The following is a 15,239-nucleotide window of genomic DNA, read 5'->3' as shown; positions in this document are numbered from 1 at the left end:
AATGTATGCTTGTTGTTTTGTCTAATAAAATACTAACTAAAAATTTAACAAACTGGAGAAGAGGCCAATATGGCAAAAGAAGATTGTATCGAAATGGAAGGCGTTGTATTAGAAGCTCTTCCAAACACAATGTTTAGAGTTGAACTTGAAAATGGTCACGTAGTGACTGCTCACATATCAGGTAAGATGAGAAAAAACTATATCCGTATTTTAACAGGTGATAAAGTTGTTGTTGAAATCACCCCATATGATCTTACAAAAGGTCGTATTAAGTTCCGTAGTAAATAAATCCAAATTTTTTCTAAAGTATTCTAAAGTATTACATTCTCTAAAATTAATAAAACTGGTGTTAAGATAGTAAATATTAATCCTACTGATATTGCTAGAGGTACTACTTTTGTACCATAATTATCCTTAATAACAGGTAAGCAAAAATCCATAGCCGTGTTTGCAGCATAACCTACTAACTCTATAGATAATACTTTTCTAAGTAGAGGAATTAGTGCTATAACAAATATTTCATGTAAGAAATCTATCATAAAAGTTACCATGCCATAATATTCACCTAGGAAGTTGGTATTTAATACTACAGATAGTGAGTACCATCCTAAACCAGAACAGATCATGATGCTCTCTTTAATAGGTATACCTATCAATAAGCTAATAATTATAGCAGCAGCTAAAGATGTCAAAATAACAATACAGACAATTATTAAAGCTATTTTATTTTTAAAAATATCTATCAAAGGTATTTTTTCAAGTTTTAATAAAATACCAATAATTAGCATCAAAGCCATTAACATTATAAAAACTATATTATCAATAAACTTAGTTATATCTATATTTATAATTTCGCCAATTATATAACCTATAACTAGATAAATTAGATATTTACTAGCTTTAAATATATTTAATAAGCTATTATTGTCATTATTATCTTTTTTAGGGATTGATATCAGATTAGTCTTTAGATGATTATTAAAATAGCAGTATATAAATAATCCTAAAATATTTACAATTAAAATTACTAAACTATAACCAAAACTGACACCTATAACTTTGAGTACAATACTATTTGTATGAGTAAATATACTAAAGTTATATCCTAATAAGAAAATTATAGAAATAACAATGAAATTTAAAGATAGATTTATAAATCGTATAACTTTTTTAGTTGGTTCAAAATTAAATAAATAGTATCCAACCGTTAAAACAATTAGAAGACTTAGCGATTCTAACATTTTATTTTAATTTGATTTTTCTGTATATCATAAATAAAACTACAGGAATAATAGAAAATATAAAACATACAGATAGTGTTTGTACAAATTCCATAGGATTATCATACATATTATCAGGAGGTATAAATCCTATAAAAACACATATAACTGTACCTAATATTCCTAATATACATGTAACTGTCATTCCAATTTTTCCAAAAGGAATATGAAAGTCATCAGAGTCTCTAGTAACATCTTTATTTGTAAGTTTAAGCTTTAAAGCTGCGAAAAACATCATTAAATACATTAAAGAATATATCTGTGTACTAAGCGCTGTTAGTAACCAGTAATATGCCTGAACAGATGGAACTAACTCTAAAAGAGCACATATTATCGTCATAATAATAGCTTGTAAAATTAATATTCCACTTGGAACATCGTGTTTGTTTGTCTTATCTAAAAAGTTTGGTAAGAAATGATCATCTGCAGCTTGTAATAAACCTCTAGCTGGAGATATCATCCAGTTAATCATAGACCCTATAGAGCCAACGACAACCATCATACCTAAGAAATAATAGAAAAATACAGGAATTCCTAAACTATCAAGATAAACTTTAAATGTTTTGATAGTACCATGAACAACATCTATTTGATCTTTAGGGAATATAATAGCTACTGCTAATGCTCCTAAAACCATAGTAAAAATTATAAATATAACAGCAATTAATAAAGCAAGAGGAAAAGTTCTTTTAGGATTTATGACTTTTCTAATATGAACAGTAGCTAATTCAAGACCTAAGAACGATGCTATGATAGCTGTTAAGCCCATCCAAGAATCTGTCGTTGTGAAATCAGGTATCAAATTATCTAGATGAAAGTGGATATTAAGACTATAACTATTAAATAACCATATTAGCGCAAATATTACCATTAGTAGCATTGGTATAACCATACCTAGAAGAGTACATATACTAGCAAAAATGGCAGAAACTCTTAGGCCTTTAAGGTTTAGTATCGTAAGAGACCAGAAAACTACTGTTATAAAAATTACGGTAAATTTTATATTTTGAGCAAAATCTGGATTAAATAGATAGGCAATAGTTCCGGCAAGGAATGTTAAAATACTCGGGAACCATATTAAGGTATTTATCCATTGAAACCATACTGCAAGCATAGCAACATTTGGACCAAAGGCTTTTTTTACCCAGCCATATACACCTTCTTCACCTTTTGCTGTATATGTTGCAGTCATCTCAGCAGAAACTAAAGCAACAGGGGCTAAAAACAAAAATACAGCAACAGCAAAGAAAAAGAATATGTAAGTTCCTGACGTAGCTGTTGATGGCAAGTTTCTAATATTATCAATAGCTCCTGTCATTAATAATATTAGTAAGATTAAACCTATTTTTTCTTTTGATGAGACGTTTGCTGACATTGCTTATACTATGAAATAATACATATTAAAACATAATACTTAAGCCTTTAGAAATTAGCAATTACTTAAGCTATATATAATGGCATTACTTGAAAAAGTTTTTCTAGAATCTCTAGAGCATTTCTATTATCTACTTTAATTATAAGCCTATCACCATCGTCAATTAATAAGTTATCTGCGAAGAATAAAGGGGTGCTATCATTTCTCATTAAAGCAAGTATTCTAAGGCCTTTTGGGAGTTTTAGATCAGAAATATTCTTACCTATTACCGTAGACATATTTTCTTGACCATGTACTCTTATTTCAATAAACATTTCTTCACTGTCTTCGACTTCATACATTCTTAGCATATCTACCTGTGTTAAGAATGCTTTAATTGTTGTATAAGAGAAGTTGTGAGGTGAAATAGATATATCTATAAGTTTTAAGTCACGAGTAATATCATAATATTCAGCACTATTTACTGTAGCAATAGTTTTCTTAGCACCTAATTTTTTTGCAAGAATTGATGACATTATATTAATCTCATCTGAGTTTGTTAGGGCAAAAAACATATCTGCTTCATCAATACCTTCAGCTATTAGAAGGTTATTGTTTACAGGGTTATAGTGTAGGATAGTTGATTTTGAAAGTTCATCTAAAGCAAATTCACATTTTTTAGCGCTAGGATCTATCATTTTTATAATATATCCTTTGTTCTCTAAAGACTTTGCAAGTGTGATACTGGCATGATTGATTCCAGCAATAAATATCTTTCTAACGTTTGCTTTTTTAGGCTGAAAGATTGATAAGATCTGTGATGAATATGCTTTTTCTGATAAATACATAACTCTGTCACCAGGCTTTACAAGCATTTCTGTATCATCAATATCTAATTTTTCATTACCTCTATAAACTGAAATAATATCTACTTTAATATCACCAAGTCCTAGATGTATATCTTTAATAGAAAAACCAACTAATGGTGAATCATCAGAAACCTCGACACCAATAACTTGTACTCTTTTATCAAAAAAACTAGAGATAAAAAAAGCTCCTGGTAAAAATATTAGTTGTTCTAATCTTTTTGTTGCTTCAAAAAATGATTTTATAACTAAGTCAATATTATTTAGTAGTTTAGGGAATCTATTATATTCAGTATCTCTGATACGCGCTATTTTGTATGGAGTTTTATAAAGCTTATATGCCATATCACATACTGCGATATTTATAGTATCATCAGATGTTACAGCTATAATCATATCGGTATCTTTGAAATTAGCTTCCATCATAATATTTGGCTTTGTAACATCGCCAACGATAGTTTGTACATCAAAAGCAGAAGATATAAAACCTAATTTTTCTTCATCTAAATCAATGATTGATACTTGATGATCTAAACTTAGTCTTTGAGTTAAGTAAATTCCTAGTTGTCCAGCACCTAAAATAGCAATTCTCATAAATACGTGTTACAATACCAAACTTATAGTTATGTTAGTTTAAACATACTAATCTAAGGCATCAAAATAATCAATTTTTTATTTACTTTGAGTCTTTTTAATACTATCATAGTTACAAATTTATACTAAATTGGTATAATATAATTTAATTATGCTTCGAATAAGTAAATTACTCGACTATGGGTTATTAGTTGTAGTGACTATAGCAAAGAATAATTCCACTCCTTATAGCGCTGCAAAAGTTGCTGAAGTTACAGGTTTAAATATTCCTACAGTAAGAAAACTACTTAATCAACTTTCAATAGCTGATATTGTAGTTTCAAAGCGCGGCGTTGAAGGGGGGTATACATTAGTAAGAGATTCTCGAGATATCTCGGTTTTAAATATAGTTGAAGCTATTGAAAAAGATGTTAATCTTACAGAGTGCTGTGATATTCATAAAAAATGCAGTTTAAAAAGTTGTACAGTTAGCGGTTACTGGAAAGTTTTAAATAATCAGTTATTAGAAATACTTTCTGGGACATCAATTTATGATATTGTCAACAATAAAGACAAGAGCTAAGTAAAGATGAGTGAAAATTTAGATAAAATTATAGAACAAGACTATGAGCATGGTTTTGTTACAAATATTGAAGAAGAAACTATTGAAGCAGGTCTTAATGAAGATGTTATTAGATTAATATCTGCAAGAAAAAATGAACCTGAATTTTTATTAGAATGGCGTTTGAAAGCTTATAAAAGATGGTTGGATATGAAGTCTCCTAGTTGGGCAGACTTAAAGTATCCACCGATTGATTTTCAAGCTATTAGTTATTATTCAACACCAAAATCGATGAAAGATCATCCTAAAAGCTTAGATGAGGTTGATCCAGAAATTATTGATACATATAACAAGTTAGGTATACCTTTGCATGAGCAAGAGATGCTAGCAGGTGTTAAAAATATTGCTGTTGATGCTGTTTTTGATTCAGTTTCAGTTGTCACAACTTTTAAAGAGAAGCTAGCCGAAGCCGGAGTTATTTTTTGTCCAATCTCTGAGGCAGTACAGAAACACCCAGAGCTTGTAAAAAAATATCTTGGATCAGTAGTTCCTCAAGGCGATAATTTCTTTGCAGCACTTAACTCTGCAGTATTTAGTGATGGATCTTTTGTATATATTCCAAAAGGAGTGACTTGCCCAATGGAATTATCTACATATTTTAGAATAAATGCTATGAACACAGGCCAGTTCGAAAGAACACTTATCATAGCAGATGAAGGTAGCTATGTTAGTTACCTAGAGGGTTGCACAGCTCCTATGCGTGATGAGAATCAACTCCATGCTGCCGTAGTTGAGTTAGTTGCTTTAGATGGAGCTGAGATTAAATATTCTACAGTGCAAAACTGGTATCCAGGTGATAAAGATGGTAAAGGTGGGATTTATAACTTTGTAACAAAAAGAGGTATGTGTCATAGTAATGCTAAGATCTCTTGGACGCAAGTTGAGACAGGTTCAGCTATTACTTGGAAATATCCTTCAGTAGTTTTACGTGGGGATAATTCGATAGGTGAATTTTATTCAGTAGCACTTACAAGACATGCTCAACAAGCAGACACTGGTACAAAAATGATTCATCTTGGAAAAAATACAAAAAGTACTATTATCTCTAAAGGTATCTCTGCAGGTAGAGCCTCTCAAGCATATAGAGGACTGGTTAGAATATCTCCTAGTGCTTCTAACGCACGTAATTTTTCACAATGTGACTCATTACTAATTGGTAATAAATGTGGTGCCCATACGTATCCATATATAGAAAATAAAAGTAACTCATCACAAATTGAGCATGAGGCTACAACTTCAAAGATATCTGATGATCAGTTATTTTACTGTAAGCAAAGAGGCTTATCAGAAGAAGATGCTATTGCAATGATTGTGAATGGATTCTGTAAAGAAGTATTCAAGAAACTACCTCTTGAGTTTGCTGTTGAAGCACAAAAGCTTATGGAAGTAAGCTTAGAAGGTGCTGTTGGATAGATATGAGTATTAAGTTTTGTAATGCTGAGAAAAAACATTTAAAGGCAATAGTTGCTTTGCTGAGAGATGATTTTCTAGGAAAAAACAGGCAAGATCTTGATTTTGCAAGTTATGAAAAGGCATTTCAAGATATATCTAATGATGAAAACAACCAAATAATAATTGGTTTAAGTGATGATTTAGTTATTAGCTGTGCTCAAATAACTTATATACCTGGTTTGACGTATTCAGGACAGCCTAGGCTTCAGGTTGAAGGGGTTAGAGTTCACAAAGACTATAGTGGCAAAGGTATAGGTAGTTTATTATTTAAATATATAGAAAAAATAGCAGTTAATAAAAATTGTGTACTAATACAATTAACAACGGATAAATTAAGAGATAAAGCTATAAATTTTTACGAAAAATTAGGTTTTGTCTCATCTCATATTGGTATGAAAAAGAAACTTTAATTTAAAGAGGTTCAACTAAAAAATGTTATTAGAAATAAAAGATCTACATGTGAGTGTTGGAGATAACAAAAAGCAAATATTAAAAGGACTAAACCTTACAATGAAAAAAGGTGAAGTTCATGCAATCATGGGACCTAATGGTGCTGGTAAAAGTACATTGAGTAATGTTTTAGCTGGTAAAGATGGTTATGAAATCACTCAAGGTTCTATTAAGTTTGATGGTAAAGATCTTGATGATCTAAGCATTTCTGAAAGAGCTGCTGCTGGGATATTTCTAAGCTTACAGTATCCTATAGAGATACCAGGTGTTAGTAATGTTCAATTTCTGAAAACAGCTGTAAATAGTATTAGAAAGCAAAATGGCGAAGAAGAAATAAATGCTATTGAGTTTATGAAAAAGCTTAAGCAAAATATGCAGGTTTTAAAAATTGATCAAAAATATATGTCACGTGGTGTTAATGAAGGTTTCTCTGGCGGTGAGAAAAAACGTAATGAGATGCTTCAACTAATGATGTTAGAACCTAAGCTTGCAATTTTGGATGAGACTGATTCTGGTCTTGACATTGATGCTTTACAAGTTGTTTCACAAGGTGCTAATACTATGAGATCAGAAGATAGAAGCTTTTTGGTTATTACTCATTATCAAAGACTTTTAGATCATATTGAGCCTGACTTTGTTCATGTTTTAGCTGATGGCCAAATCGTTAAAACAGGTGGTAAAGAGCTTGCACTTGAATTAGAAGAGAAAGGATATTCTTGGTTAAACAGCTAAAGGTTAAAAAATGTTAATAGATAATAAATCTCTACCTACTACTAAGCAAGAAAGTTGGAAGTATACAAATATTGCTTCAATATATGCTAAAAACAATATAACAGAAATTTTAAAAGAAGCTCCAAATACTAAAGACTATCTTGAAGGATTTAAGTTTGATACTCAAGAGAATGTAGTTATTATTTTAGATGGATCATTAGCTATTGATTATAATAAAAAACTTAATCATATAAGTGCCTTAGAGTTCCATAAAGATGATAGAAATATGTCAAGATTAACTATCGAGAATTCAAAGCATTTTAGCATAAAGATACCTAAAGATACAAAAGATACTCTTAGTCTTATTTTTATAAATACTGAAATGGCTAAAAATAAACTTACAAATATATCATTAAAGTTAGATGTTGATATGTTTGCAAGCTTAGATTTAGATGTTGATTTTGTAAATTTAACAGAAGAATCTGCAATAAACTTATTTTTGGATATCAAAGTTGCTGAATCTGCTAAAATCAACTTTACAAATAATGCTGATAACTCAAATAATACTAAGCTATTTACTACAGCTAATTATTTAGTAAATCTTGGAAGAGCTGCTGAATTTAATGGTTTTAATTTGTTAAATAAAGATGCTTTATTAAGAAATGATTTTATTGTTAATTTGAATAAAGAACATTCTAGATTTGATATGAGAGGATTATATTTAGTTGGTGATAATGCTATTGCAAATACATGTTTCTTAGTTAATCATAATGCTTCTCATACTTATAGTAACGTAAATTTCCGTGGAGTTGCTAATGATAATGCTAAAGCTTGGTTTAATGCTAAAGCAGTTGTAAATGAAGGAATTGAGCAAATCCAAGCATATCAAAATAACAAGAATATCCAATTAAGTAATAAAGCTGAAATAAACACAAAACCAGAGTTGGAAATTTTTTCTGATGATGTTGTTTGTACTCATGGCGCGACAATAGGGCAATTAGATAAAGATGCTTTATTTTATCTACAGTCTAGAGGTCTTGAATTAAATACTGCTCAGCATTTACTTCTAGAAAGTTTTGTTAAATCGCAATTAACAGCTGATGATTTTCCTTTTGAAAATGAAGTCAAAGAAGAGATTGTCGAATGTTTAGATGATATCTTAGACTCTATAATATAAAAAATCTTTTAATCTTTTTACTGCTTTTCTAATTAATTATATTTTGTAATCTGCTAAACTGAAAGTAGTAGAACAATGAATAATAAGGAATCTTATTTATGAGAAAAATTATTCCAATTACGTTAGTTAGTTTTTTGGCAACAAGTTCAGTTGCTTTAGCATGTGATAAGACTCAAGATACGCATAATACTATTCAATATACGACACAGGCTGAAACAACAGTTAAAAGCGATAGTATACTTGTGCAAGTTACAGGATATGCTACAACAACTCTTCAAGATCAAAATAGTATTCAACAACAGATATCTGATGAAGTTAACAATATTGTTAAAGCTGACTGGAAAGTTAAAAATGTTGAGCAAAATACTAGTAATAGTGGCGCTTTGAACATTACATTACAGTTACAAGCTAGAATCTCTCAGAAAGATTTAAATACTTTACAGAAAGCATTAGAAAACCAAAAAACTTCTGGTAAGAAGCTAGTGGTTCAAGTTCTTGATTACAATCCACCAGCAAAAGATATTGAAGCGGCTAAACAAAAACTTATGATTAAAATCTTCAAAAATACACAAGAATATCTAAAAGATTTTAATAAAGAAACAAATAATACTTATACTATTCAATCAATTAAGTATGATGATACTACAAGTAGTTATAGACCAAGAAGTACGGTGATGTATATGAAGGCAGCTACTAATGAAATGGATTCTAGTGCAAATAATAATCCTGTAGCAGTTTCTCAAGATATAAATATTAGAGCAAATGTAACATTTATGGAGAAGTAATATGGCTTTAAGTAACGTTATAAAAACAGATGAAGCTAGTTTTGAAAAGCTTATAAATAATACAGATAAAACTGTGTTAGTAGATTTTTATGCTGATTGGTGTGGTCCTTGTAAGACATTAGGCCCAATTCTTGATCAGTTATCAAAAGATTATAAAGCTGCTATGATTGTTAAAGTAAACGTTGATGATAATCAAAATTTGGCTGCAAAGTTTGGTATTAGAAGTATTCCTACAATGATTATTTTTAAAAATGGTAAGCAAGTTGAAACTTTAAGTGGTGTTTATACTGGAACTCAATTAGAGCAAAAACTTAAGGCTTATGAGTGATATTTTAGATCAAAATGGTTTGCTAAAATGGTATTTTCAGACAAAGTTCGAAATACCTATAAAACCAGAACAATATCCTAATCAGTTTGCTATTATAACAGCATATAATCCAAAGAATCAGCTTCTTAGTGACTATCAGAATAATGTTAGAAATAAAATTTTAGAAGAAGAATTAAAACATAAATATGATTGGGTTTATAAAATTAATGGCTTTGATGAAACTACAGATCACAAAGAAAATGGTTTCATGTTTAATTGTAACACCCTATATGAAGCTTGCAAACTTGGTGAAAAATATTCTCAAGATGCTATTTATTATGTTTCAGATAACATACTCTTTGTCTCAAAGTGTTCTCCAAAAGAAAGAAAGCTTGTACAAGTAGGAGATTTCTTAAGCAGGATAATTAAGTAATAAAAAAATTAATTTATAAAAAAGGAGCATTAATGAACTTTAACAGTGTCGCCAAAGATTATAAAAATATTTCTATTACACAACATACCGCATCTAAGAGACTCTTAGCTTTAGTGGGTGATAATAAATATAGTAGTATATTAGATATAGGTTGTGCTTCTGGAGTTAATGTTGAAGCTCTCGTTAAAAAACTTAAAAAAGGTGGTAAGTATTTTGGAATGGATCCATCTCAAGAGATGATTAAGTTGTCACAAAATAAATATGGTAGTAATTGTAAGTTTATATGTTCAACACTTGAGGACTTTAGTTCAGATGAAAAATATGAATTTATATTTTGTAATTCGGTATTTTATTATTTAAAAGATAAACAAGTGTTTTTTGACAAATGTAATAATATTTTGGATCAGGATGGTATCATTGCTATACAAGCTCAAACAAGATTATGTAGTTTATTTACAGAAGCCATTGAGTATGTTAAGACCTGTAAATTAACAGAAAAGCAGATGAAGAGTTTTAAATTACCTGCTAATCTAATTAGTGAGAAAGAGTTTTTAAAAATATTGTCTGAACAAAAGTATTTTAGCGTGAAAATATTTAATTATCATATCGACTATAATACTGTTGATATTGAAAAAGCTATGAATATTTTTAAATCAGGTCCAGCAATACCTTGCTTATCAGATCAAGCATATTCAACAAAGCCATCAGAGGAGTTTAAAAAGTTATTTTTAGAAGAAATAAGCAATTATCTTACTAGTAAGTCAGAAAATGGCAAAGTAACCTTAGATTCTCCAAGAGTTTATATAATACTTACTAGAGAGGTTTGATTTTAAATTTATACTTTTAAAGTAGTTATATTTTTAGAATACAGTTTATAAAAATAGAAAATATAACTATCAATACAATACCAGAGTAAACAACCATTCTTTGATCAGGGTCCCAGAACATACCTAAGATCACACATGAATTAAATAATATACTTAAATATGGGATTATAGGAAATGCCCAAGCCTTAAATTTTAAGTTCTTTACTTGTTCTTTTGAGAGAGACTTTCTAAAGTATATATGGCAGAGACTAATTATGATCCATATCATACATCCAACCATACCTGATGATGATACTATTAAAATAAATACTTTTGTAGCACCTATAAATTTAGTGATTAAGCAGAAGCAAGATAGAATTGCGACAAACAGAACTCCATATATAGGCACTTGTTTCTTACTTATTTTAGCAAAGATCTTGGGAGCTTGATTTTCTTGAGCCATTGACCACATCAATCTTGCACATGTGTAAAAACATGAATTAACTGCTGATAAACTTGCTGTTAAGATTACTAATTGCATTATAGTATCGACATATTTTATATTTACTAACTGTAGGACAGTTATAAATGGAGTATTTTCAACACCAGAATCTTTATATGGAATAATATAAGCAATTATAAATGATGAAAATACAAAAAAGAGAAGAATACGTATAGCGACACTTTTTATAGCTTTACGAATATTCTTCTCTGGATCTTTTGTTTCACCAGCTGCTATACCTACTAATTCAGCACCTTGGAATGTACATACTATTATCACTAACCCAAATAGAAAAGCTTTAAATCCATTAGGGAATAGGCCATCTGCATAAAAATTGACTAATCCAGATATTGGTTTATTTGAATGTAAGAAACCACTTATAATTCCAATACCTATAACTATGAAGACTAGTATAGTTATAATTTTTATCGCAGATAACCAAAATTCAATTTCAGCAAAAACTTTTACTGTACATAGATTTAATAAGCTGACAATAACTATTATTGCTAAACAAAATTGCCAAACAGTAATTCCAGGATAGAAATTATGACAGATAATACCAGCTGCAACCAAGCCACCTGCAGCTGCAGTTAACCAATTAAGCAGATATAACCAGCCTGTTAAAAATCCTGAGTATGGTGATATAAATTTAGTAGCATAAGTTTGAAATGATCCACTTATAGGCATTTCAATTGACATTTCAGCTAGACTAATCATCACTAGCATCATTATTAAACCGCCTAGGAAAAATCCTAATACTGTACCAAAAGCTCCAACTGAATTAAGAATGCTTCCAATACCTAAGAAGAAGCTAGCTGAAATAGTTCCTCCTAAAGATATCATAACTATATGACGGGCTAAGATATCCCTTCTTAGCTTATTTTGATTATCACTCATACCTTTTAATGATCTATGTTTTTATTTGATTATCTATAATATTTCTTTTTAAAGAAAGATTTTTTGATTATAGAAATAGTTTTTTTGTTATTATTAATAATTACTAAACTAGTAAATATTTGGATATTTATGAAAAAAGTTTTATCCTTGGCAATAATAGCAAGTATTTGTTCATCTTGCTCAATAACTAATTTTTTTAGTAATAAGTCTCAAAATAATCAATCTAATATATATAGCGCTAATGAAGAAAAGTATGAGACTCAAGCAGATAAACTTTTATCACAGATGACTTTAGAAGAAAAACTCGGTCAGTTAAATCTTGTAGATGCTGGTCAAGCAACTACAGGTGTTAGTAAAAAAGAAGATTTCTATAAGCTTATAAAACAAGGAAAAGTAGGAGGGATATTTAACTTAAAATCTCCAGAAGATATAAAAAGAGCTCAAGAAATAGCTGTCAAAGATACTCGTCTTCATATTCCTCTTTTAATAGGTATGGATATTATTCATGGCTATAAAACAACTTTTCCAATTCCTTTAGGATTATCTACTAGCTGGGATTTAGATATGATTCAAGAAACTGCTCGGATTGCAGCTATAGAAGCAAGTAGCCAGGGAATAAACTGGACATTTTCACCAATGGTAGATATATCTAGAGATCCACGCTGGGGACGAATTGCTGAAAGTAGTGGTGAAGACACATATTTAGGTAGTCAAATAGCTAAAGCTATGGTACGAGGCTATGAGATGAATGATTTAGCAGATAATACAAGTCTACTTGCATGTGTGAAACACTTTGCGTTATATGGGGCTGTTGAGGCAGGCCGTGATTATAATACAGTAGATATGAGCAAAGTTAAAATGTATAACCAATACCTACCTCCATATAAAGCAGCTGTAGATGCTGGAGCTGGTAGTGTTATGGCGGCTTTTAATGATATTAATGGTATTCCAGCTACTGAAAATAAATGGTTAATGACGGACTTACTACGTGATCAATGGGGCTTTAAAGGTTTTGTCGTTTCTGATTATGCAGGTATTCCAGAGATGATAAATCATGGAGTTGGTAAGAATCTACAACAAGTATCAGCGGATGCATTAAATGCTGGTGTTGATATGGATATGGTAGGTAATGGTTATCTTACAACTTTAAAGAAATCTCTTAAAGAAGGTAAGATCTCAATGGCTGAAATAAACAAAGCCGTTAAGAGGATATTAATAGCTAAGTTTGAGCTAGGGTTATTTAAAAATCCATATAAAAATATTAATGCAGCAGATGCAAAAGAAGTAATTTTCTCTGAAAAAAATAGAGATTTTGCGAGAAAAGTTGGCTCTGAGTCTATGGTTCTATTAAAAAACCAAAATAATTTGTTACCTTTGAAAAACTCTCAGACAATAGCTGTAATTGGACCATTAGCAAATGCTGCTAATAATATGGATGGCACATGGAGTATCACAGCTGATCAAGATAAATCTATATCTTTACTACAAGGCTTAAAAGATGAAGTAGGGCAGCAAGGCAAGGTTTTATATGCTAAAGGTAGTAACTTATCTTACAGTAAGAGTTTTGAGAAAGCTGCTACAATGTTTGGTAAATCTTTAGGTAGAAATAATGAGACTTCAGAACAATTATTAAAACACGCATTAGAAGTTGCTAAAAAATCTGATGTAATTATTGCAGCATTAGGTGAATCTGCTGAAATGAGTGGTGAAAGCACAAGTAGGTCACATATTGATATACCTAAAGCTCAAAGAGATTTACTTAACGCATTGCTAAAAACTGGTAAACCTGTAGTATTGGTACTATTTAATGGTAGACCACTTGTTTTAACAGAAGAAAGTAAAACCGTACCTGCGATACTTGATGTATGGTTCCCTGGTAGTGAGGCTGGATTATCAATAGCAGATGTATTATTTGGTAAAGTTAATCCTTCAGGTAAGCTAACAGCTTCTTTCCCTAGAGATGTTGGACAAATTCCTATTTATTATAGTCATAAAAATACAGGCAGACCTTTAACAAATAAAGATAGTTGTAAATTTGAGAAATATCACTCTAATTATATGGATGTTTGTAACTCACCACTATATCCATTTGGTTATGGCCTAAGTTATACAACTTTTGATATTTCTAAACCAGTTCAGAATAAACAGATCATCAAAAAGGTTGATAAATTAATTATCAAAGTTAATATTACAAATACTGGCAAATATGATGGTGCCGATGTATTACAGCTATATATCCATCAAAAAGTACGTTCAATTACACCTCCAGTAAAAGAGTTAAAAGCTTTTAAAAAGATATTTTTGAAAAAAGGACAAACTAAAACAGTAACATTTGAGTTAGATGTTAATGATCTTAAGTTTTATAACAATGATTTAAAATATGTCTATGAACCCGGGGAGTTTGAATATTTCATTAGTGATAGCTCTGATGGTAAATTTACAAATACATTTACTGTTGAATAAATCTAATATAAACTTTTTTGATATTTATTTGTTTTCCTAAATATTTGATGATAGATACTATAAACAATAATCAGTTTTTAATGCAGAATATTCAAGAATTTACTATTTTAATACAAATTTCTTTAGTTGTTCTTACTATAGTTTCAATTATTGTTTCTGGATTATTTATATTATCGCAACAAAAATTAGTAAAAAATCTTGCCAAAGCGAATAATAACCAAAAAATTCATCCTGCATGGTTATGGACACAATTAATACCTATATGGTCATCGATAGCTTTTGTTGTAACAGCAGTTAAGTTAGATGAACAAATAAAATTATATACTTTAAAATATAGTGAGAAATTAAAATTTAAAGCTTCACTTGTTTATTGGTATATAGGTTTTGTAATATTGGGATTAATACCGGTAATTAATATTTTAGCAGGGTTAATTAATATATTTATATTTATAACTATTTGGTCAAATATAAGTAGTTCATCAAAACAGATACAAAAGCGTTTATAGTTTTTTACATATAGTTACATTTTATAAATATTTGAGAAGTAATTATTAGCTATTA

At 29.8% G+C, this 15,239-nt stretch carries 15 protein-coding genes and 1 pseudogene; 12 read left to right on the top strand and 4 right to left on the bottom strand.

From position 1 onward, the window contains the following. Window positions 1-69 precede the first annotated feature (69 nt). Window positions 70-288: a translation initiation factor IF-1 gene (gene infA, locus R8535_RS00780; RefSeq protein WP_004287780.1), complete on the top strand. Its 219-nt coding sequence runs from the start codon at window positions 70-72 to the stop codon at window positions 286-288. Between the two features lie 23 nt (window positions 289-311). On the opposite strand, the gene R8535_RS00775 is transcribed toward infA, so the two are convergent. The 3 genes from R8535_RS00775 to trkA all read right to left on the bottom strand — a co-directional run bounded on the left by R8535_RS00775 (window position 312) and on the right by trkA (window position 4,094). Next, window positions 312-1,241, bottom strand: coding sequence for a lysine exporter LysO family protein (locus R8535_RS00775; RefSeq protein WP_329495578.1), 930 nt, complete (start codon window positions 1,239-1,241; stop codon window positions 312-314). Between the two features lies 1 nt (window position 1,242). Beyond that, window positions 1,243-2,655: an APC family permease gene (locus R8535_RS00770; RefSeq protein ID WP_329495581.1), complete on the bottom strand. Its 1,413-nt coding sequence runs from the start codon at window positions 2,653-2,655 to the stop codon at window positions 1,243-1,245. Window positions 2,656-2,720: 65 nt separating this feature from the next. Beyond that, window positions 2,721-4,094 (bottom strand): Trk system potassium transporter TrkA, encoded by a 1,374-nt coding sequence (gene trkA / locus R8535_RS00765; protein ID WP_329495582.1) that lies wholly within the window; start codon window positions 4,092-4,094, stop codon window positions 2,721-2,723. Between the two features lie 151 nt (window positions 4,095-4,245). Between trkA and R8535_RS00760 the strand changes: the two genes are divergently transcribed. From R8535_RS00760 to R8535_RS00720, 9 genes are all read left to right on the top strand, one after another. Further along, entirely contained in the window at window positions 4,246-4,656 is a 411-nt protein-coding gene (locus R8535_RS00760; protein ID WP_329495584.1) for an SUF system Fe-S cluster assembly regulator, read from the top strand. 6 nt (window positions 4,657-4,662) lie between these two features. Then, window positions 4,663-6,108: a Fe-S cluster assembly protein SufB gene (gene sufB / locus R8535_RS00755; protein WP_329495585.1), complete on the top strand. Its 1,446-nt coding sequence runs from the start codon at window positions 4,663-4,665 to the stop codon at window positions 6,106-6,108. 2 nt (window positions 6,109-6,110) lie between these two features. Then, window positions 6,111-6,557, top strand: coding sequence for a GNAT family N-acetyltransferase (locus R8535_RS00750; protein ID WP_329495587.1), 447 nt, complete (start codon window positions 6,111-6,113; stop codon window positions 6,555-6,557). Between the two features lie 22 nt (window positions 6,558-6,579). Continuing rightward, window positions 6,580-7,329 carry a Fe-S cluster assembly ATPase SufC gene (gene sufC / locus R8535_RS00745; protein WP_329495589.1) on the top strand — a complete coding sequence of 250 codons (750 nt, stop codon included), beginning with the start codon at window positions 6,580-6,582 and terminating at the stop codon, window positions 7,327-7,329. Between the two features lie 10 nt (window positions 7,330-7,339). After that, complete coding sequence (gene sufD / locus R8535_RS00740; protein ID WP_329495591.1) at window positions 7,340-8,485, top strand: Fe-S cluster assembly protein SufD; 1,146 nt, start codon at window positions 7,340-7,342, stop codon at window positions 8,483-8,485. Window positions 8,486-8,583: 98 nt separating this feature from the next. Beyond that, window positions 8,584-9,270: a hypothetical protein gene (locus tag R8535_RS00735; RefSeq protein ID WP_329495592.1), complete on the top strand. Its 687-nt coding sequence runs from the start codon at window positions 8,584-8,586 to the stop codon at window positions 9,268-9,270. 1 nt (window position 9,271) lies between these two features. After that, window positions 9,272-9,598: a thioredoxin gene (gene trxA / locus R8535_RS00730; protein WP_329495594.1), complete on the top strand. Its 327-nt coding sequence runs from the start codon at window positions 9,272-9,274 to the stop codon at window positions 9,596-9,598. Continuing rightward, window positions 9,591-10,010: a DUF3293 domain-containing protein gene (locus R8535_RS00725; RefSeq protein WP_329495596.1), complete on the top strand. Its 420-nt coding sequence runs from the start codon at window positions 9,591-9,593 to the stop codon at window positions 10,008-10,010. Before trxA ends, R8535_RS00725 begins: the two co-directional genes overlap by 8 nt. A 32-nt stretch (window positions 10,011-10,042) precedes the next feature. Next, window positions 10,043-10,837 carry a class I SAM-dependent methyltransferase gene (locus tag R8535_RS00720; RefSeq protein WP_329495598.1) on the top strand — a complete coding sequence of 265 codons (795 nt, stop codon included), beginning with the start codon at window positions 10,043-10,045 and terminating at the stop codon, window positions 10,835-10,837. An 8-nt stretch (window positions 10,838-10,845) separates the two neighbouring features. On the opposite strand, the pseudogene R8535_RS00715 reads toward R8535_RS00720, so the two are convergent. Beyond that, window positions 10,846-12,215 (bottom strand): annotated as a pseudogene (locus R8535_RS00715) (amino acid permease). 129 nt (window positions 12,216-12,344) lie between these two features. Here R8535_RS00715 and bglX point away from each other — a divergent pair. Together bglX and R8535_RS00705 are read left to right on the top strand one after the other, a co-directional pair. Continuing rightward, entirely contained in the window at window positions 12,345-14,678 is a 2,334-nt protein-coding gene (gene bglX, locus R8535_RS00710) for a beta-glucosidase BglX (RefSeq protein WP_329495602.1), read from the top strand. A gap of 80 nt (window positions 14,679-14,758) precedes the next feature. Then, complete coding sequence (locus R8535_RS00705; RefSeq protein WP_329495604.1) at window positions 14,759-15,184, top strand: hypothetical protein; 426 nt, start codon at window positions 14,759-14,761, stop codon at window positions 15,182-15,184. Window positions 15,185-15,239: the final 55 nt, after the last annotated feature.

It is taken from the genome of Francisella sp. 19S2-4 (genome assembly GCF_036281795.1).
Taxonomy (GTDB): domain Bacteria; phylum Pseudomonadota; class Gammaproteobacteria; order Francisellales; family Francisellaceae; genus Francisella.
The sequence above is the reverse complement of the archived record's forward strand: the minus strand, read 5'-3'. Positions and strand labels throughout refer to the sequence as shown.

Excerpts from the sequence above, each read along its gene's own strand:
- infA (WP_004287780.1), top strand. The coding sequence starts at position 70 with ATGGCAAAAGAAGATTGTATCGAAATGGAAGGCGTTGTATTAGAAGCT.
- R8535_RS00775 (WP_329495578.1), bottom strand. The coding sequence starts at position 1,241 with ATGTTAGAATCGCTAAGTCTTCTAATTGTTTTAACGGTTGGATACTAT.
- R8535_RS00770 (WP_329495581.1), bottom strand. The coding sequence starts at position 2,655 with ATGTCAGCAAACGTCTCATCAAAAGAAAAAATAGGTTTAATCTTACTA.
- trkA (WP_329495582.1), bottom strand. The coding sequence starts at position 4,094 with ATGAGAATTGCTATTTTAGGTGCTGGACAACTAGGAATTTACTTAACT.
- R8535_RS00760 (WP_329495584.1), top strand. The coding sequence starts at position 4,246 with ATGCTTCGAATAAGTAAATTACTCGACTATGGGTTATTAGTTGTAGTG.
- sufB (WP_329495585.1), top strand. The coding sequence starts at position 4,663 with ATGAGTGAAAATTTAGATAAAATTATAGAACAAGACTATGAGCATGGT.
- R8535_RS00750 (WP_329495587.1), top strand. The coding sequence starts at position 6,111 with ATGAGTATTAAGTTTTGTAATGCTGAGAAAAAACATTTAAAGGCAATA.
- sufC (WP_329495589.1), top strand. The coding sequence starts at position 6,580 with ATGTTATTAGAAATAAAAGATCTACATGTGAGTGTTGGAGATAACAAA.
- sufD (WP_329495591.1), top strand. The coding sequence starts at position 7,340 with ATGTTAATAGATAATAAATCTCTACCTACTACTAAGCAAGAAAGTTGG.
- R8535_RS00735 (WP_329495592.1), top strand. The coding sequence starts at position 8,584 with ATGAGAAAAATTATTCCAATTACGTTAGTTAGTTTTTTGGCAACAAGT.
- trxA (WP_329495594.1), top strand. The coding sequence starts at position 9,272 with ATGGCTTTAAGTAACGTTATAAAAACAGATGAAGCTAGTTTTGAAAAG.
- R8535_RS00725 (WP_329495596.1), top strand. The coding sequence starts at position 9,591 with ATGAGTGATATTTTAGATCAAAATGGTTTGCTAAAATGGTATTTTCAG.
- R8535_RS00720 (WP_329495598.1), top strand. The coding sequence starts at position 10,043 with ATGAACTTTAACAGTGTCGCCAAAGATTATAAAAATATTTCTATTACA.
- bglX (WP_329495602.1), top strand. The coding sequence starts at position 12,345 with ATGAAAAAAGTTTTATCCTTGGCAATAATAGCAAGTATTTGTTCATCT.
- R8535_RS00705 (WP_329495604.1), top strand. The coding sequence starts at position 14,759 with ATGCAGAATATTCAAGAATTTACTATTTTAATACAAATTTCTTTAGTT.